Consider the following 20073-nt stretch of genomic DNA (forward strand, 5'->3'; position numbering starts at 1 on the left):
AACAATCATTAAAATTATTACAGCAACAACTTTTCCAACACCGATTCTTGTAATGTCCTTGAACGCTTCAGGGATGTTGAGAGCTTCACCTAAACTGCCTGTATTAGCCAATCTTGATTCACCCATAGTGTGGAGGAATGCAAATATGATGAATAATACAGCAGCAATAATAGCAGTTATAGCTATGGAAGTTCCTAAAGCAGCCATAGCAGCCTCTGAAACACCGCTTACAACAGGAGCAGTTGCATTAGTAGCTGCAGTTACGTTTGCAGGAGCCACTGCCGCTTGTTGGAAGATGTCAATGAATTGGCCTGGAATATTGGTAACAAATGCAATAATCAATGTAATAATCATAGGGATGATGAAGTACACGATTGAAACTACTAACATTTTAACTCCATTAATCAAATCATTTTTCCAGTCAAAGCTTGGTGCTTCAGGCACTTGATCGATACCGGACTTTAAAATGCCCAGTTGGTAACCGGAAATGATAAATGAAACAATAATTCCAAGAATAATCAAGATAAAGGACAAAATTACATAGGCATATTCGCCGGCATAAGCTCCGAATGCAGTCAAAATGACTCCACCACCAATTAAAATACCTACAACGAATGTAATAACTATATATATCGCTAATTTTTCTAAATTTTGTGATGGGAAAAGAAATGCTTCTTTGATAATATCCATTATTTCCATTTTTAATCACCTTTAAATTAAATAAAAATATCTCGTTGAGATAATCTTTATATTTAAAAGTAATACTATTTAAAATTAAGCAAAAAACTAGCCAAAACGGCAATAATTATATGAAAGAATTTTTTAAAAAAAAAGAAAAAAAGTGAGAATAGATTAAAATCTATTCATCCACACCGAAGGATTTCTTAAGCAAGTCAGCGTTGACAAATCCTTCCTTATAGATTTTACCTGTGGTCAAATCATTGATTACTACTTCTGCAGGAGCAAACATTCCCTTATCTATTTGGTAGAAGTCAAATCCTGCTTCTTTAAATACATCGAAGAACGGTTTGCCGTATCCGTCAGCAGCGGAAGACGGTAATTGAGCTGCAACATCAGCAATGTCATCGCCTTCTTCAGATTCAACATAGTAGTAAGTTCTTCCACCGAACAATACTGCGTCGTTGGTTTTACCCATTGCCTTGAGTCCGTCAGGGTCAACAGGTGCAATAGGTGCAATACCTGCAGCATGTTTTACTTTGGTTACGTCAAATTTAATGAATTCCAACATTTTGTAGGTTCCGTTTTCAACTACCCTACCTGAAATTTGAATAGATCCAACGAGAGAAGAAGTAGGAGCTACAAGCAAGTAGACATCTTTTACATCAACATCACATTCATCAGCAATGTATTGTGCAACATCTTCACCAGGCAATACATCAGCTTCCAAAGTTAAAATAGCCAAATCTGCATCTTTGTCTTCATAACCGATTTCCTCATAAGTTTCTGCAGGTTTTAATGCAATAGCTCTGGCAGGACCTGAACCTAATGCAAAGAAATCTCCTACAGATACGGACCAACCTGCCTTTTGGGAACCTAATGTTGAAATGGAAGGTGAGTCGGTTTTAATATTTACTGAAGGAAGTGCGAATTTTTCAGATAAATCTCCAGGAATTGAAATTCCAACATCTGCAAGTCCACCAAGACAAACTTTAGTATAAAGTTCTCCTGCTTTAAAACTTCCATCTACATTTACACCACAGTCGATGACAGTAGCGCCATTGTCTAAAGTTGCAACAGCGATGTTTAATTCATCTGCTTTTTCAATCATTACATCTACGGTTTTTTTAGCTTCTACGTTTACACTTACCATAGTTTAACCTCATATAAAATATTAACTTAAATCATTAAGTTATTAATTAAAAGTTTATTTCTATTATTATTTAAAAGTGTCTAATTGAATTTAAAAAAAGAGATGATTTGAGACTTGAATGATTAAAAAAAAGAAAAATATTGTAGATGTTAAACATCTACTTCAGCTATTTTTTATTTCTAAACGGAATAAATACTGCAACAATAGAAACTAACAGTAACGCAGCAATTGGAATACCTGTATTTTTCAATACATTTTTATGTGGTTTATCCTTTTTAACGTCTTTTCCATCATTTTTAACTTCTTTTGTTTTATTGGAAACATCTTTACTTGTGTTGTTGGTATTGTTTGTATCATTGCCTGTATTATTGTTAGTATTATTATTTGTATTGTTATTGGTATTGTTAGTGTCGCCGGTTCCATTGCCGTCATCACTGGCATTCAGCAAAGAGGAATCCTCCCCGCTGGCCTTCAATGGGGCTTCCTTAAGAACCGCAGAAATTACAAAACCGCTATTGACATTACCATTTAGTGAAACGGAATACGATGGGATGCCGTCTGCCACCACCACTTTATACTTTCCGCCATCATTTTGAGTTTTAAAAACTGCATTCCAGGAATTGGAATCCTTCAGCTTAACGGATTCAACTACTTTTCCATCTTTTAAAAGGTTTACTGTGACTTGACTAGGCCTATCGGCTGTTTGACCATTATCATTCCAAACTATTTTAACTTTTATCGGATTTGAAGCCTTATCGCCGCCTTCATCAGCAGCTGAAACAAAGCCGATAGCTGCAATTAAAAAGATTGAAATAAAGAGTATTGCAAAAATCTTTTTGTTCATAATATAACCTCACATAGTTACTTATAATTTAGCATCCTCATAATTAATATTTATCGTAATGAATTTTTGACTCGTCATATCTGAGCTTCACTTCACCCTCACCTGCAGGATATCCGACACAGATTACTGAAAACGGAATGCAATAATCCGGGATTTCCAGATACTCCTTCAGTTTCAACGTACGGTCTTCAATCGGGTGAAAACCTAACCATACAGCACCAAGACCTTCATGGGTTGCCTGAAGCAGAATGTTTTCATTGCATGCTCCCAAATCCTGCTCTATCATGCCTATTACCTTTGCCTGATTTAAATTCCCTAAAGTGATAATCAGGTGGGACGCTCCGGCGGCAGGCTTTGCAAATCTGTGCATCTCTGAAATAGCCAATTTATCTTCCTTTTTTGAAACCACAATGAACTCCCAAGGCTGCGCATTGCACGATGACGGTGCCTGCATGCCTGCCCTTAACAGGTTTTCTATCAGTTCATCCGGAACCTTCTCATCTCTAAACTTTCGAACGGAACGCCTTTTAAAAACAATACTCATCTAACCACCAAACAAATCTTCAATCTCCTGCCTTACATAAGGATAGTCATTCACATCAGTCAAGATGTTTATCTGATCGCTGTAGATTATATGAAAGTCTTCAGTCGGAATTATATATTTGCCGTTTCTGATTACAGATACAACGATTGCATTTTTTGGAAATGGAATGTCCTTAATCTTAAAATTGATATAATTGCAATCAAGCGGAACGATATACTCGGACAATACATGCTTTGACGGCTTTTTTACGTATTCCTGATTTTTATCTAAAAGCAGCCTGTCATATAATGACTCATAAATAGGCTCATTTGCCAAAAGTGTCGGAACCGCATAAGCTATCAGGGAAACGATAATCATAGCAACCAGTGACTCTGTCGAACCGCTCATCTCGGCGAGAAGAACAATTCCTGTAATCGGAGAGCGGACTGTTGCGGCAAAAAATCCCGCCATTGAAATGATTACAAAGCGGTAAATCAAATCATGCTGCCATCCGAAATAAGGCACGACCATTGAGCCGAACACAGCACCGATATAGGCTCCAAGTACCAGAATCGGCAGGAATATTCCTCCGGGAGCTCCTGATGAAAATGAAAACATTGAAAACAGGTATTTCATTACTAAAAGCAGCACCAAAACTCCCAAAGACGGAACTGCCACATCCAGCATGTCCATCATGAAGTGACCTCCATCACTTATTTCAGGAATTGTGAGGGCAACAACGCCGGATACCATGAATACCAATACGAACTTAAGCCAGGACGGAATCTTAAGGCCTGAGACAAGATCGCTTGACTTGATCATTCCCATATTGTAAACATATCCCAAAAGGCCGATTATCAAACCTAAAACAATTAAAATCCAGTATGCATCCAGAGGTATGTTCAATACGGGAAAGCTTAGAATGGTTGCCTGGCCGAATATGACTTTGGAGATGAAATCGGAAACAATGGCTGAGACAAGCGCAATGAACACCAATGTCTTGTCAAAACCATGGTTGATTTCTTCAAAAACGAATATCACTCCTGCCAAAGGCGCATTGAATGCTGCAGTGATACCTACAGCAGAACCTACAAGAATCAGTCTCAGCTCATCGGTTTTTGATCCCCCGAATAATTTGGCAACACCCTTTCCGGCCATACCTCCAATTTGAACTGACGGGCCTTCGGGACCCAAGGACAGTCCGCCAAGAGCTGTCAGGACTCCTGCTGCAATTTTAGAGAAGAGCACCTTTGCCCAATTGGCTTCCATATGACCCTTTATCTCGGCATATACCTGAGGTATTCCGCTTCCGGCAGAGTCCCTTTCCCATTTAATCAGACAATCTATCAAAAGACCCATTATTGCCAGGGCTATGAAAAATAAAATCATGTATAAAATATTGCCCTTAATGCTTGCCAAATAACCCCTTAAAATATTTTCAGAACCATAAAGAAGAAATCTGTAAAGGCAAACCATCAATCCCGCAAATATGCCTACCATCACACCCTGAACTGTCAAACGAAATATATATTTCGGGTTTTCGGCCACTGATTTCAATGTCTTTTCAAGAGCTTTCATTAATTATACTATATACAAAATCATATAAAATTTTTTCACAAAAAAAGAAATTGATACTATAATTCAAAAGGAATTATAGTATGATTCAAGTTTATTCATCCATTATTACAGCAGGTTTAATAAGGTCACGTGGCTTGTCTCTCATTATAATCATTGCTTCATAGATGTCTTCAAAGTTAGTGAATCTATGGGTGATTAATTTACTTGAGTCGAATCTGCCGTATTCAACCAATTTTACGAGCTGTTCCATTCTGGCACGTCCACCAGGACATACTCCACCACGGATTGTTTTATCAGCAAGTCCGGCACCCCATGCAAGCGCAGGCAATGGCACTTCGGCAACACCGTCATAGTGGTTTACGTTACCCAATACACCACCTACTTTAAGAACTTCTAAAGCTTCCCCAACGGTAGATGCTCCACCACCGGCGACAATTACCTTATCGACACCGGCACCGTCGGTTAAATCCATGATCTGCTGAACTGTATCACCGTCATGGTAGTCAACAATGTCAGAAGCACCATATTCTTTTGCAACTTTTACAGATACCGGTCTGCTTCCCACTGCAAGAATTCTTGATGCACCCATGAAGTGTGCTCCTGCTACACCCATAAGTCCTACAGGACCTATACCGAATACCGCTACGGTGTCACCAGGTCTGATTTCTGCAAGTTCAGCACCATAGAAACCGGTTGTCATCATGTCGGAAATCATTACGGCTTGGTCAAGTGAAACGTTGTCAGGCAAGTGTGCAAGGTTACCGTCAGCTTGGTTTACATTGAAGTGTTCTGCGAATGTTCCGTCCTTGAATGTAATGAAGCTCATACCTGTTCCCATTCCGTAACAGTGTTGGCCGAATCCTTGTTGGCCTGGAACAGTGAGCCAGTCAGGAGTAATTGCAGGTACGATTACGCGGTCACCTGGTTTGAAGTCTTTTACATGGCTTCCTACCTCTTCAACGATACCGGTGGATTCGTGTCCGAGAATCCTGTTTGGCGCATCGCTCATGTATGCGTTTCCCCAAACGATGTGAACGTCTGAAGTACATGGTGCAAGTGCAATAGGTTTGACGATTGCATCATATGGTCCGCATTCAGGTTTGTCCTTTTCTACCCAGTCCATTACGTCTTGATCGATTCTTGCTAGTCCTTTCATGTTTTTAACTCCAAATTTATTTTTTAAAGGTTGACTATTTAAAAAAAAATATATTCAAATGAAATCAGAAATTATTTTCATTAAATAACCCCATCACACCGAATATAATCAACTATGGTTATATGTCTAATTTTGAAGTTATTTAAATCTTGCCAATTGAATTAAAAAATATTCAACATATAATGAAAATTTTATTAAATTAACATTTTAGTTCAAAAATTATAAAAAAATATTAAAAAATAAGATAAGATTAACCAAATTTGTACATTTCAATGTGCGAATATGAAAAGACATATCCGCAATGAAATTATTTCAATGAAAATAAGTTATTTTTATAGTTTTCAACAAAATATCTTATGTTTTTTCTACCTTTTGTTGTAAATGTATGGCCTTCCCTTGAAAGCATTTCCTTTTGGTATTCAATTCCGCCGGGATATTTCGGATTCAGTTCCCCGTCCTTTTTTAGGGTTCTCCAAAATGGAATCCTGTCATCCTGCCTTTCACAGCTTGCCTGGGCTGCAAGTGATATGAATATTCCGGCTGTCATAGGGCATGTGAATTCTGCCCCGTGCTTATCTGCGAGAAATTGTCTGATTTCCACTGCAGTGATTAGCTTGCCTTCGGGAACCTGAGCCATGATGTCATTGTATTCGATTGGCGGGGCTATCAGCATCTGATTTCCACCATATATGTCAATCGATCTTTCGTCGTCGATTTCAATTATTTTCGGCATATCCTTAGAGTCTTTTAATTTTTCGTTGAAAGATTTGCGAGCCATAATTTCACCTTTAAAAGTTTAGTATAACTATTGGAAATTATAGTATATAAACTTTGATTAACTGATTAGTCAATTTTAAAAAAAATAAAAAAAAGTAGGAGATTTATGAATCCCCTTTTATATTTAGATTTCTACCCTATGGAATTATGCCAATCCATAGTCTAGTGTTGTTCTTACTACTGTTATGGTTTCACTTGTACCAGAGTATTTGGTGTTTCCTGAATAGGAACTTGTTAGAACATATGCTCCAGGAACTAAATCATCGACTGCGAGTTTAGCAAAACCGTTAGCATCAGTTTTCACAATGTTTTTGACACCGTTGATTTCAATACCCACAGTAGCACCTTTAATAAACTGACTGGTTTCATTATTCATTACCATAACTACTATCTCATTGTCTTCCACATCATAAGCGGCTGAAATGTCAGTTGCTGTTTTATTTACTTCACCAAATACTGACCTAACAGATCCGAAATATTTTGCGTTTCCGGCATATGAAACAGTTACTTTAAATGAACTTAGATCATAACCGTCAAGAGATAGTCTAGCCATACCTTTAGCGTCTGTTACCACGAGAGTTTTAACTTTATTTATGACAAAACCAACGGTACCTCCTTTAACATAATCAAAGGTATAATCGTTGAATAAAGTAGCAACTATTTCATTGCTTTGGCTGTCATAATATGCATTGATATGGGTGGATATTTTGTTTACAACCACAGTAATGGTTTTACTTGCACGGTTATATTTGCTATTTCCATTGTAGGAAACAACAACACTGTAAGTATCTGGAGCTAAACCGGAGATAGTCACTTTAGCCAAACCATTAGCATCAGTTTTAGCAGTGTAAGTTGTGCCGTTAATTTTAAATCCTACAGTAGCGCCTTTAACTGATTGATTATTCTCATGATTGACTAAGAAAGCACCTAACTCAACATCGCCATATCTATTGAAAAGGTCTTCAACAAGAATATCCACATTATCTTTAGAAGTTATGACCTGAATACTGGTGCTGGATGGATTATACTTGGTACCTCCATTAAAGGTAACAGTAGCTGTATAAGTTCCCTGAGCTAAATCCGCAGTAGATAACTTAACTTGACCATTGGCATCAGTAACAAGCTTATAGGTCACGCCATCAAGTTTAACCCTTAAAGTGAATCCTTTAATAGGTTGGCCTGTAGCATCATTAGTTAAAGTAGCAACTAATTCTTTAGCATCCTTATTATAATCAGCTGAAACTGTTGTGTTTGCTTTAATAATGAATTTAACAGAGTCTTTAGAAGGATAATACTTGTTATAACCGCCATAAGAGACAGTTGCAGTATAAGTTCCAGGAGCTAAATCCGCTGTAGAAATTTCAGCTTGACCTTTGGAATTAGTTTTAATGGCATATTTTTCACCATTTATTGAAAACTTGACTGTTGCAGACTTAAGAGGTTGACCAGTCACATTATTGGTTAAAGTAGCAATCACTTTCATTGCATCAGAGTCATAAACGGCAGATAAAGCAGTGTTTATACCAATGTCTTTAGATGTTACAATGATTTGTGGTAATGCCAAGATTGTTGAGCCAGTAGCAACAAATGAAATTGAGTTACTCTCATCAAGTAAACCGGTTACATCAGCAGTGAACAAATCAGTAGTCTGACTAGTTCCATTCCAAACATCACTGTAAACATTGCCGTTGAATACAATATCAGACTCATAAGCTTGAGCACCAGCAGCTAAAACATAAAATATAGCATTATCAAATTCAGTGGAGCCAACGATTATTGTAGTATCTGATTTTACAGTTCTATCCGCAACATTATTAGTGACTGAAAGTAAATCAGCACCGTTCAAAATAGAAACTGTCTTAGTAATTTTACTGCCCGCAGTGTTGTACATGTATATTAATGCACTTGGATAAACTGCAGGAGTAGGATTAACCTTATTTAAAACAAAGGAATTGTCACCAACGCCAATTAAATCGCTAACATTATAAATTAAAACACCATAACCGTATCGGCCGTAGTTACCTAAATTACTTTGATCCCTATACCAAGCAATTGGGGCAACACTAGCACCATTGAAGGTCACGTCAAACATGTCCATGCCTTCAGTGTAAGATTTAGCGTTGAACCAATTATAAGGAACATAAACAAATGCATCAGTAATTGTTGATTTGCTGTTTAAGTCGATTGCCCAGTTATCTGTCCTGTTCATGGCACTGGCACTTAAATAAGAACTAGCATCTTTAACATCAATGACAAAATCACCAGTGACGGTGATAGGGGCAATTTCTTCAAATCCAGTTACATTATATTCAAAGTCATAACCTAAATTACCATTATACAAAACAGGGAAACTTGCATCTTGAGCTGTTACCAAAACATCATTGTAGTATAATTCAACAGTATACATGGCCAGATTATTATCAGCACCGTTAACAGTTGATGCATCAAGAGGTCGGATAGTAGGATCAGTTAATAAAATTCCTGTTGTACCTTCAACTAAAGTAATATTTTTCTCATCTACTGCATCACCATCTGAATATAACTTAATAGTGTAATTGCCTGGTTTTGTGGATTTGACATTAATAACTAAGGTATTATTAGTTCCAGCATAGGCGCTAGGAACACTGGTATATTCCGGAATTATTGAAATCTCAGGAGCATATCTGTTAATAGTTAAAACAGAAAGAACATTTTTGATTGAACCGTAAGCGCTGGTTCCGGCATAAAAAACATTCAAATCATTTTTTTGAGTTGGTTCAATTACATCGGTTACATTCCATTCATTGTATTGATAATAAGTACCTGTCTCATGAACATCAGCATCGCCTAAAAACTCATCATTAATCATGTAATTTCCGTCACCACTTGAAAGGACAACATTTTTCAAATTAGCATCAGTGAAAAGAGTTACATCATCAGTGTCAAAGGTGACTGTAACATTAGTTTTACTCCAAAGTTGGTCATCATTAATCCAATAACTAATTAAATCATCATCACCATCATCATAAGCCAAAACCAATGCAATCAATTTAATTCTACCATCAAATTGCCTGCCATCCATTGCAAAAGTAGAAACATCAATGTTCAACTCGGTTCCATTCAAGCCATATAATAAATCAGTTATATTATAATAAATCATATAATCAGAATAGCATTTAGTGGTGTGGTCATTTACATAGTAAACAGTTCCATCAGTACTGCCATCCGCAGTCCACAATGATTCGGAGTATTTACCAATAGCATCGCCTGCAGTAATGGTAATGTTAGCATTAGCGCCATAATTGTTATTAGCGCTACCTGAATAAACATTCACATAAACATCAGCACTCTTAATGTCTGTAGCATCAGAAGGAATATCATAAATAAGCATACCAGTTGTATTCCAAGGATTTACAGCTACAACATCTACACCACCTGAAACAGTGTTTTCCTGAGTTATAACATTAGTAATAATCAAAACTGATAAAGCATTTTTGATTGAACCATAGGCGCTGCTTCCAGCATAAATAACATCCAAATCAGTTTTCTGTTCCGGTTCAATGAGATCAGTTACATCCCATTCATTGTATTGATAATAATTGCCTGACTCATGAACATCAGCATCACCTAAAAACTCATCATTCAATTTATAACTGCCGTCAGCACTTGAAAGGACAACATTAACCAAATCAGCTTCTGTTAACCAAAGTATATCCTCTGTGTCAAAGGTGATTGTGACATTAGTTTTACTCCACAGTTGCTCATCATTAATCCAGTAACCAATGAAATCATTATCGCCATCATCATAAGCTAAAACCAATGCAATCAATTTAATTCTACCGTCAAAAGTCTTGTTATCCATTTCGAAAGTGGAAACGTCAATGCTCAACTCGGTTCCATTCAAGCCATATACTAAACTGGTTATATCATAATGAATCATATAATCAGAATAGCATTTAGTGGTGTGGTCATTTACAACATAAACGGTTCCGTCGGAACTGCCTTCCTCAGTCCATAACACTTCACTGTATTTAGCATTTTTACCGCCTGCTTTAACAGTAATGTTGGCATTAGCACCATAATTGTTTTTAGCACTGCCAGAATAAACATTCACGTATACATCAGCACTCCTAATTGATATAGCATCAGAAGGAATATCATAACTAAGCATACCAGTTGTATTCCAAGGATTTACGGCTACAACATCAACGCCACCTGAAACTATATTATCCTGGTCCATACCGTTACCTATAACTAAAACAGATAAAGCATTTTTGATTGAGCCATAGGCACTGCTTCCAGCATAAATAACATCCAAATCAGTTTTCTGTTCAGGTTCAATGAGATCAGTTACATCCCATTCATTGTATTGGTAATAATTACCTGACTCATGAATATCAGCATCGCCTAAAAACTCATCATTAAATTTATAACTGCCGTCAGCACTTGAAAGGACAACATTAACCAAACTGGCTTCTGTAAAGTCAGTTACACTATCGGTATCGAAAGTAATAGTGACATTGGTTTTACTCCACAATTGGTCATCATTAATCCAATAATTAATTACATCATCATCACCATCATCATAAGCCAAAACCAATGCAATCAATTTAATTCTACCGTCAAAAGTCTTATTATCCATTTCGAAAGTGGAAACATCAATATTTAAATCAGTTCCTTTTAAACCATCTAACATTGATGTTACATCATAATGAATCATATAATCAGAATAGCATTTTGTAGTGTGGTCATTTACAGTGTAAACAGTTCCATCAGAACTACCTTCCTCAATCCATAATAATTCACTATATTCTGCATTCTTATCCCCTGCAGTAATGGTAATGTTAGCATTAGCACCATAAGTATTCTTAGCACTACCGCCATAAACATTCACATACACATCCGCACTCCTAATTGTTGTTGCATCTGAAGGAATATCATAACTAAGCACGCCAGTCGTATTCCAAGGATTTTCAGTGACTACATCGACTCCACCGGAAACAGTGCCTGAATCCGCGAAAACAACAGTAGTACTGTTAGACACAATTGCATCATCCGCATCTTGAGCAGATACCGCACCAATTGAGAGAACGATTATGAAAAGAAAAACAGATATAAATAAACATTTTTTATTAACCATATTATCTCCCATTGTAATATTTCATCGTACAAAAATTTAACTTGAAGTAATAAAATATATTTAATATTTATTATTCATGTTAGTACAATAATAGTTTAAAGTAATAATAATATATACTTTTCTAAAAAGTTTTCAAAAAGATAAATAATATGGGAAAAAATAAAAAAAAGGATAAAATTGATGTAAAAAAAGTACTAATCTTCAACCATTATAAGCTTTCCCGTTGAAGGATCCTTATATACTTTACCCATTTCCATATAGCCTTGACCAGAACTATCAGAAGTATCAGGAGTTTCATTTAAGACCTGTCCCTCTGAAACTTCCTTTACATTGTCAGAAGACGCATCTAAAGGCTGCTGGTCATTGTTTTGAAATACAACACTTTGCATATTCCAACTTATAACAACAAAAATCAGCAAACCGACAGCTATTACAAGCATTGCATCAACAAGGTTTGTAGTCCCTGCCATCGGGTCTTCTTCGCCTTCTGAAAACCTTTTTCGACCTTTTTCACGAACCATAACAAAAACCCCTTATTGACTTAATTTATCAAGCAATGCATCTGCCAATGCATCCAAGTTAGATAGATACTCTTCATACCATCTGCGCCTTACTTTAGATACAAAGTAAGCTACAGCACCGGCACCAATACCTACAACGGTCGTATCGAATGCAACAATTATGGCACTGGCAAGAGTATTAACATCACCTGCACCTAAAGCGGCAAGCCCCGGACCCATAGGTATCAATGTACCCATTAAACCTAATGTCGGCCCAATACGTGTAACGACATCTGTTTTTTCAATTGTTTTTGTAAAGTTATTTTCTTCAAATTCTATTAATTTCTTAGCTAAAGCATGCCTGGAATCAGGTGTTAAAGAACTTGAACGCAATATTTTAATCAATACAACTTTTTGAGAGTTGTAAATCTTTGCATTTTCAATAATATTCTTAATTTCTTCTAAAGAGCCTGCATTAGAAATCGAATAAATCAGCTGTTCTATAATATCCGGAGTGATTTTCTTTCTTGAAGTGTATTCTGAAATAAGCCCCCCAATAGCTAAAACTGCAAACACTGCAAAGATTACCAAAAAGATAATTACAGGAATTTGCAGGCTTTGGGAAATCATATTTAAGCTTGAAGTTAATATATCACTGCCGGGAATTGTAGATACCATTAAATCACCTAATTAAAATTACTGTTTCTCCTTGAGATTATTCCGCCAATTGCGATGATTGCAAGAAATACAATCAATGTTCCAATTAAAGAATATGGAGAGGATATTGTTATTCCATCCATCGGATTTTGAATCATAGCTGTAATATTCGGTAAAAACAATGCTGATAACAAGAAATAAATTCCTAAAAAGAACATGAAATTACCTAAAACAATCGGATATGGTTTATTTATAAACTTAACAATATAATTGGATGCGAAGTAAGTTAAAACAATAGTTAAAACCAATGCTCCGGCTACAACTAAACTTAAATCCATGAGCCCCAATCCTACAGTCGGAGCCACAAGCATTATACTCACAATAATTGATCCAAAGCAGCACGGGCATGGTGCTACAACAGCCATACAAGTAGCTGCAGTAGTATTTCTTTCAAACACCTTATATTCCCTTATTGTGAATATGCCTGCTAAAATCATGATTAAAGCCATAATCAGGAAAAATTCAAAATTATAAGTATAAATCAAATCTGTAATCTGTTGTGTGAAATGTGAAGAGATTTCAGTCAATATCAATACTCCACCACCATAGCCAACTGAAACCATTGCCAAATATTTTCTGGACATATTGGCAAGGCCAGTTGCAAGCCCTAACTTAATTCCAAAAATTAAAACAGCAGATAAAATCCCCAACTGCCATAACATATTAATTGCATCCATTTAAACACCTATAATTTCTCATTGAAAAGCTTATCCAAATCCTGATTTTTATCAATATCATTATTGTCTCTAAAGTATCCTACCGCTACAACCATAATCAAACATAAAATTGCCAAAACAGCCACTATTGACAATCCAACCTCACTTGCAGACTGGGAAGTGATCGGATTGATTTCAATAGCTTTTTTAACATCAGCTCCCTGAGATGATGAACTGCCTGCCTCAGATGTTTCAGTTCCTTCGCCCACATTTGAAAATGCATCGCCCTGACTGTCTCCATTCTGAATGACATCATCATTTGTTGAAGTCGAATTTGATTTGACTGTTGAAGATGATGTGGACCCTTCAACAGGATTTTGGGTTGAAGCTTCATTTTGATTATCACTGGTTTGAGATTCAGGAACAACAGTTGACTGTGTATTATTTAAGAATACCGGATTTTTAGTAGCATCATATAATTTAGGAAGCAATTGAGCTAGAATATCCGGGTTTACATATTGAACAGCCCATTGCATCATTGCCAGATTACCGCAGCTGCAATCACAGCATGCAACTCCATTTTGAACTGTTGCCTGTGCCCAGGTATTTGCAATATCCCTTACTGTGGCCTCATTGGCATTCCAATATCCGTCATGGATTGTTGTAAGCATTGTTCCACTCATGGAAATAAGCGAATAAGCATTATTTCCGCTCATTAACCAGTCTTTAACTCCTAAACCATATTTATCATTGTAATATGTATTGTAAACCCTATTCCATAAATCATCCGTAACTGCAGAAGGCCTTGTAATTTGCCAGCCATGCAAGTTGCTTACAAACTTATTTGACATATAACGGGCCCCGCTGTAACCCTCACCCATCATTCCGCTAATCCAATCCGGATTATCATATCTTGCAGCGATTTCCTTATACATCACCTCTTCTAGGGATGAGATATACGCAGTATTCTTATTGGCATACATCAAAACATTGAATTTAGGAGCGTTTCCTGAAATTTCTTCCACAGTCATTGACAGACCGCCCCAGTAATCAAAGAAGTCATCGTTGTCAAGCACACCATACTGATTGGTATTACGACTTGCCACAATTGTATCTGAGTTTGATAGCGCCCTTAAGAAAACCAATGGGTTTGTATCACCCCAGTAGTTTTTGGAATACATGTTTCCCATTCTTCCAAGGTAGAAGTCGGCAAGTTCACTGGTTTCATTCCAAGTCCATGACATTGATACCAATTTGGATATTCCTGCACCATAATCCCCATTTGGCGGTGCGAAAATTCTTGTAATTGCACACTCTCCGGCATAGGTTGCATTATATCCCACACTCAAATAGTATAATGTATCCTCAATCCAATGCTGTGCAACATAATTAGATTCTAAAGGCTCATTTGAAACCCCATAATAATTAATGCTTTCCATTACTCCTGCAAGGGCCTCTTTCAGTTCTGAGCCATGTTCCGAATTCATCAATGTTGCATTCCTGATTAATGTTTGGTATGACCTGGCCAATGTTACCCTGAATGCATTATCAAGAAGTACTGCCTGTGAGGAGTACAAGTCCCTAAATAGGCCACTTGTAATTACAGTTACATCTATTCTTTTGTTTGACCATCCGTCCGGGCGAGTCAAATCTTTTAATTTGATAACTTCAGGCATTGCCCCTACCTTTTTACCAGTAGGATTTCCCTCATCATCGTAACCTGCACTTGATGAATCTGTCCAAACAGGTTTCATGCCCAAAAGATAAAGAACTGCTGAAACCAAAGCACCGTCATCCCTTGCAGTTTCGACACACCAGATTCCCATTATGATTTTTTCAGTAGTGTCATTCAAATCGGAAAGTGTCAATAAAGCCAGGGTTTTTGCATATTCCCATGCATCCTTTGTCGGAAGCTCTGATGATTGGTCTTGGAACATGTTAGTCCCTGTTGGAAGAACGGACGGCTTGACAACAACCTCCCCGCCTTCACCAATTGGTATGTATCTGCCATTTAAGCCATCAAGCATTGAATTCAATTCATTTGCAACGCTGAAATTAATAAGGTCAATGTAATTTTTAGCCAAATTGAGGCAAGCTCTGAATGTCGGATTGTCAAATTTGTCATTTTCAGCAATCAATACACTGTTTACAGTATCGACATCCCAATAAATCAACGCTTTTGTGATATCATAAGATTTATTTAATATGAATTCCCTTTCAAGTGCAGACAATTCGCTGTAAGACTTTGAGAAGTAATAGTCTGAAAGTTCTGTGAATAGATTTATAACTCCACCGTTGTTTTCCAGCACATAATCATAGGACATCATTGCAGAAACCGTACTCGCCAAATCGTTCTCATTCCAGAATTCACCTAATGCATGAAGTCCCAAAGGATACAATGTAGATTGCATTTCAACTAAGAAATTATTGACCCTATCTATAAGTAAATTGCTTGACATATTCATAACTTCATCTTTTGTAAGGCCAATGTTCATAGAATAGTCATTTTCAATAATTAACTCACGTAATTGATCAGCTGTTTCCTCATTGGGATCGTTTTTATAGTCATTGATTAAACTAGCTGCAGCAGTCAAATTGGAATATATGTGAGTGTAAGACATCGGAGAAGTCAAGTGTGAAATCATGACGGCAAAACCTCTTCTTTTTGCCTGAATGGCTTCTCCCAAACCGTCGACAATATAGAAATATACTTGAGGAACATCTCCGACAACAACAGACCCGTAATCTGTTGCAGACAACAGGATTTCCTTTCCAGGCAGCCATTCATGTGTAGCATGCCTTCCCACAAACACCATTGCATTAGAATACTTGGTTTGCATGTAATAATAAGCCGCCAGATATTGATGTGTAGGTGCAACAGCTGTACAGTGATAAAGGTTTTCAATGTCGGATTCCCAACCCCTTTGAGGTTCAGGCGCTATGAATATATTTCCAAAAGTCAATCCAGGAATGACAAAATAATATGAACCGTTACGATTTACAACCATCACATCTCCAGGGCTGTCACCCCAACCGTTAAGACCGGAGACATTTAATTGTTTAAACTCATCAGAGTACTGTAAAAACAGATTAAAGTAATCAAAATTTTTAGTTTGTGTGAAATTTTTTAATGCAGACACTATATTGGTCAAAACTACTTTTGATTCTTCAGCTTTTTCCTCAGGAAGCAAAGCGACAATCTGATTGAACCAGTCATCGATTGTATCCCCAATTGTTACAGTGTAATCAAGCTCAACAGCTCTTTTTGAAAGCTCACCAATATATGCAACAGGCCCTTCACGAACCTGTATCTTAACAATCTCATCCAAAGAGTTGAACCATTCTGTATATTCATCGACTGATAAAAGGGTAACGCCTGACTGATTGGCTAACTTTTCAAGCTCGCCTGGAGCCCATGTGGCTACATTGATACCGCATTTCAACATCAAATCTTCAAGTTCACTTACATTTGAAGGCAAATCCCCAACATAATAACCGGAATCTTTTAAAGTATGGAGAATATTATAGATACTTTTGATTGTGTCCAGGTAACTGGATCCGATATTCTGCTTTCCCGGAGGATAGTTATAATAAATTATTGAGATTAGCTTATCTTCATTGGAAGTGTATTTCAAATCCACCCAGGAATCAATTCTATCGGTCAAAAGGTCAATATTTCTCTCATAAGGGACATATGTGGTAATCCTTGCCCCGGTTAAATTAGAAATATAGCTGGATTGACCTCCAACATATGTTGCATCAATGATTCCTTGAGTTTCAGCTATTGTAATGTGCCACCATTTATCACTTTTTTCTGTAGTCAGGCCTGTTGAACCCAACTCCCACATTTCATTTGAAACATAGTCAGAGTGAACAGCCCTGAAAACCGGAACTCCCAACTCTTCAAAAAAGTCAACGGCCTTTGAAAAGTTTTCGCCGCCTACACCATAAGCAACCATGGAAATAATTCCGTCAACATAAGTGTCAAAATTAGAGGAATTCAATAAGAATCCTGATATGTCGTTGCCTGCACTGGTCCAAGACTCGACCATGACCCTTAACTGTTCGGCGGATCCTCCCGCTGCATAAACCGGAATTACATTATAACCCTTTGATTCTAATGACTCTATTAATGAATTGACTGGATGTAACTGTTGAGAAAGGATGTACATTGTACTTTCCAAAATCCCTATTGTGCGTGTTCTTGATGAATCAAAATAAGTGGCGACATATTCATCTAGGGAATACCATCTATCACGATAAATCCCATAGTTTTTAGTGCCTGTAAAATTCGGAAGATTATATGAAAAATCATAACCCAAATAATTTAAAGTGAATAAAATCTGATTCTTAAGATTATCCCTGTCATTTATATCTTTGTAGAGAACTAATTGATTGAAAACATCATTGAACTTTAACCCTTCACTATTAATGTAGCTGTTAATATCGTTGTATGAATTTCCCCTTTTTGTATTTTTAAAATAATCAATTAACTCTTCATTGGTGTATGATAAGAATATTTTTTGATAATTCAGAGTATTGTTTCTAATTAAGTTAATGGAACTGGAACCTGAATTCAGATTACCTGAAGGGAGTTCCAATATCAAAAACAGTTCTTTGTTGGATAAATCAGGGTACTTGCCTAAAAGATTTGTCAAAACAGAATCTACATCAGTACTTATCCATTCACCAATGAACGCATCGGAAGATGAAAACAAAGAATACAGTTCATCTTCATCCATATCCTTTACCTGTTCTCCGCTTCTCAGGACAATATTAAAGCCAGATAAGTTTTCCGCATTATAAATATCATCACTTGCAGAGTCTAGAATATTAGTTCCAGGACTATCAGAAATTATAAACAGCGTTTTATTTAGATTACTGTTGCTTAAATTAGCTACAGCTAACCCTTCCTGAACATTATCCGCATTATCCAAACTGTAATCCGGTGAAGCAAAACTGACCGGAACCAATACTAAAAAAGATAATACAATGAATATTATGAACAACTTCTTATAATTTCTCACAAAAATCCCTTCATCTTACAATATATAATATTTATTAAAAAGATAATAATAAACTTTTATATTAAAAGTATTACTAATTAGTTAAAAATCATATGAAAAGTATTACTTTTAAAAAATGCGAAAAATATTACGGCCAATCTAGAAAAAAAATAAAAAAAGTAGGAGATTAATGAATCCCCTTTTAAATTTTTACAACGCTTCTTGTTTCTGTTGTTGCTGTGTATTTGATGTTTCCAGAGTATGAGCTGACAACAGTGTATACGTTTGGAATCCGGTCAGCTAGAGAAACTTTTGCCTGGCCGTTGGAATCTGTTTTTAAGGTGTTTCTAACATTGTTTACAACAATGCTTACAGTACCGCCGATAATTGGTTTGTCTGTTTCTGTGTTTATTAAAGTGGCGACTACTTCATTGCTTTCCTTGTTGTATTGTGCGGATATGCATGAAATCACTTTGTTTTCGACTGGAGTGATTGTTCTGCCTGTTGCGAAGTATTTGGTGTTTCCTGCATATGATGCGTATGCTGTGAAAGTGGTTGGATCCACATTTCCTAGTGAAAGTCTTGCCTGTCCGTTTTTATCGGTTACGATTATGTTTTTAACGTTGTTGAGGAAAATACCTACTGTACCTCCGTATACTCCTTTTCCAGTTGCTCCATTAATCAGGGTAGCAACAACTTCGTTGGTTTGGCTATCATAGTATAGGTCAAAGCTTGTTGTGATTTTGTTTACAAGTACGTTGAATGTTGCTTTTGCAGGGTTGTATTTGGTGTTACCGTTGTAGGTTACGGTTGTTTCGTAGTTTCCAGGGTTCAATCCTGTAATGGTTACTGTGGCTTGACCGTTACTATCGGTTTTTGCGCTGTATGATTTGCCGTTGAATTTAAATCCGACTGTAGCGCCGACAATTCCTTTACCGGTTGCATAGTTGATTAAAGTAGCAGTCAAATTGACATCACTGCTGTATTCGACGGAAATGTCTTCGACTATGAAGAATCCATCAATCTTAACTTCAATGTCAAGAGTTGCCCAAGATAAACTATCTCTATTGCCGATAAATAATATTGTTGCGGTGTATTGTCCTGGAGTTAAATCTCTTGTAGAGACAGTAGCTTGACCGTCGGAGTTGGTTTTGACAGTGTATTCATTAGGATTATCGTTATAATCATCAGAATCATCAGAATTATCAGAATCATCATAATCATTACCAAAACTTACGATAAGCTCAGCACCATTGATTCCTTTACCAGTAGCTTTATTAACCAAAGTTGCAGTTAATATACCGTCCTTGTAGACGGCTGAAAGTTCAGTGGACACACCAATGATTACATCCATACTAGCATCGGC

The 20073-nt window shown here is 36.8% G+C and carries 13 protein-coding genes; all 13 read right to left on the minus strand.

Annotation, left to right across the window (positions count from 1 at the left end; genetic code table 11):
* Positions 1–699, minus strand: a 699-nt coding sequence (locus ACJMLZ_RS03945; RefSeq protein WP_405304054.1) for a DUF4013 domain-containing protein, incomplete at its 3' end; no start/stop codon positions are given.
* Positions 700–859: 160 nt separating this feature from the next.
* A complete protein-coding gene (gene mch / locus ACJMLZ_RS03950; protein WP_405304055.1) occupies positions 860–1831 on the minus strand; it encodes a methenyltetrahydromethanopterin cyclohydrolase in 972 nt (323 codons plus the stop codon).
* 166 nt (positions 1832–1997) lie between these two features.
* Entirely contained in the window at positions 1998–2675 is a 678-nt protein-coding gene (locus tag ACJMLZ_RS03955) for a Cna B-type domain-containing protein (protein WP_405304056.1), read from the minus strand.
* A 43-nt stretch (positions 2676–2718) separates the two neighbouring features.
* A complete protein-coding gene (locus ACJMLZ_RS03960) occupies positions 2719–3219 on the minus strand; it encodes a nitroreductase family protein (RefSeq protein ID WP_405304057.1) in 501 nt (166 codons plus the stop codon).
* Entirely contained in the window at positions 3220–4776 is a 1557-nt protein-coding gene (locus tag ACJMLZ_RS03965) for a chloride channel protein (protein WP_405304058.1), read from the minus strand.
* Positions 4777–4867: 91 nt separating this feature from the next.
* Positions 4868–5932, minus strand: coding sequence for an NAD(P)-dependent alcohol dehydrogenase (locus tag ACJMLZ_RS03970; RefSeq protein ID WP_405304059.1), 1065 nt, complete (start codon positions 5930–5932; stop codon positions 4868–4870).
* A 307-nt stretch (positions 5933–6239) separates the two neighbouring features.
* Positions 6240–6710: a methylated DNA-protein cysteine methyltransferase gene (locus tag ACJMLZ_RS03975; protein ID WP_405304060.1), complete on the minus strand. Its 471-nt coding sequence runs from the start codon at positions 6708–6710 to the stop codon at positions 6240–6242.
* Positions 6711–6854: 144 nt separating this feature from the next.
* Entirely contained in the window at positions 6855–11828 is a 4974-nt protein-coding gene (locus ACJMLZ_RS03980; RefSeq protein WP_405304061.1) for a DUF3344 domain-containing protein, read from the minus strand.
* Between the two features lie 194 nt (positions 11829–12022).
* The gene (locus ACJMLZ_RS03985) at positions 12023–12349 is read right to left on the minus strand and encodes a DUF2149 domain-containing protein (RefSeq protein ID WP_405304062.1); all 327 of its coding nucleotides are present in this window, start codon (positions 12347–12349) and stop codon (positions 12023–12025) included.
* Positions 12350–12361: 12 nt separating this feature from the next.
* Positions 12362–13006: a MotA/TolQ/ExbB proton channel family protein gene (locus ACJMLZ_RS03990; RefSeq protein WP_405304063.1), complete on the minus strand. Its 645-nt coding sequence runs from the start codon at positions 13004–13006 to the stop codon at positions 12362–12364.
* 8 nt (positions 13007–13014) lie between these two features.
* Entirely contained in the window at positions 13015–13722 is a 708-nt protein-coding gene (locus tag ACJMLZ_RS03995; protein WP_405304064.1) for a DUF2162 domain-containing protein, read from the minus strand.
* Positions 13723–13730: 8 nt separating this feature from the next.
* Positions 13731–18728, minus strand: a complete 4998-nt coding sequence (locus ACJMLZ_RS04000) for a cobaltochelatase subunit CobN (RefSeq protein ID WP_405304065.1) — start codon at positions 18726–18728, stop codon at positions 13731–13733.
* Between the two features lie 181 nt (positions 18729–18909).
* Positions 18910–20073: Ig-like domain-containing protein (locus ACJMLZ_RS04005; protein ID WP_405304066.1), on the minus strand; the 1164-nt coding region annotated here is incomplete at its 5' end.

The sequence above is a fragment of the Methanobrevibacter sp. genome (assembly GCF_045126245.1).
Taxonomy (GTDB): Archaea; Methanobacteriota; Methanobacteria; order Methanobacteriales; family Methanobacteriaceae; genus Methanocatella.

Bases quoted from the DNA above. Each gene is read 5' to 3' on its own strand.
- mch (WP_405304055.1), bottom strand. From the start codon at position 1,831: ATGGTAAGTGTAAACGTAGAAGCTAAAAAAACCGTAGATGTAATGATT.
- ACJMLZ_RS03955 (WP_405304056.1), bottom strand. From the start codon at position 2,675: ATGAACAAAAAGATTTTTGCAATACTCTTTATTTCAATCTTTTTAATT.
- ACJMLZ_RS03960 (WP_405304057.1), bottom strand. From the start codon at position 3,219: ATGAGTATTGTTTTTAAAAGGCGTTCCGTTCGAAAGTTTAGAGATGAG.
- ACJMLZ_RS03965 (WP_405304058.1), bottom strand. From the start codon at position 4,776: ATGAAAGCTCTTGAAAAGACATTGAAATCAGTGGCCGAAAACCCGAAA.
- ACJMLZ_RS03970 (WP_405304059.1), bottom strand. From the start codon at position 5,932: ATGAAAGGACTAGCAAGAATCGATCAAGACGTAATGGACTGGGTAGAA.
- ACJMLZ_RS03975 (WP_405304060.1), bottom strand. From the start codon at position 6,710: ATGGCTCGCAAATCTTTCAACGAAAAATTAAAAGACTCTAAGGATATG.
- ACJMLZ_RS03980 (WP_405304061.1), bottom strand. From the start codon at position 11,828: ATGGTTAATAAAAAATGTTTATTTATATCTGTTTTTCTTTTCATAATC.
- ACJMLZ_RS03985 (WP_405304062.1), bottom strand. From the start codon at position 12,349: ATGGTTCGTGAAAAAGGTCGAAAAAGGTTTTCAGAAGGCGAAGAAGAC.
- ACJMLZ_RS03990 (WP_405304063.1), bottom strand. From the start codon at position 13,006: ATGGTATCTACAATTCCCGGCAGTGATATATTAACTTCAAGCTTAAAT.
- ACJMLZ_RS03995 (WP_405304064.1), bottom strand. From the start codon at position 13,722: ATGGATGCAATTAATATGTTATGGCAGTTGGGGATTTTATCTGCTGTT.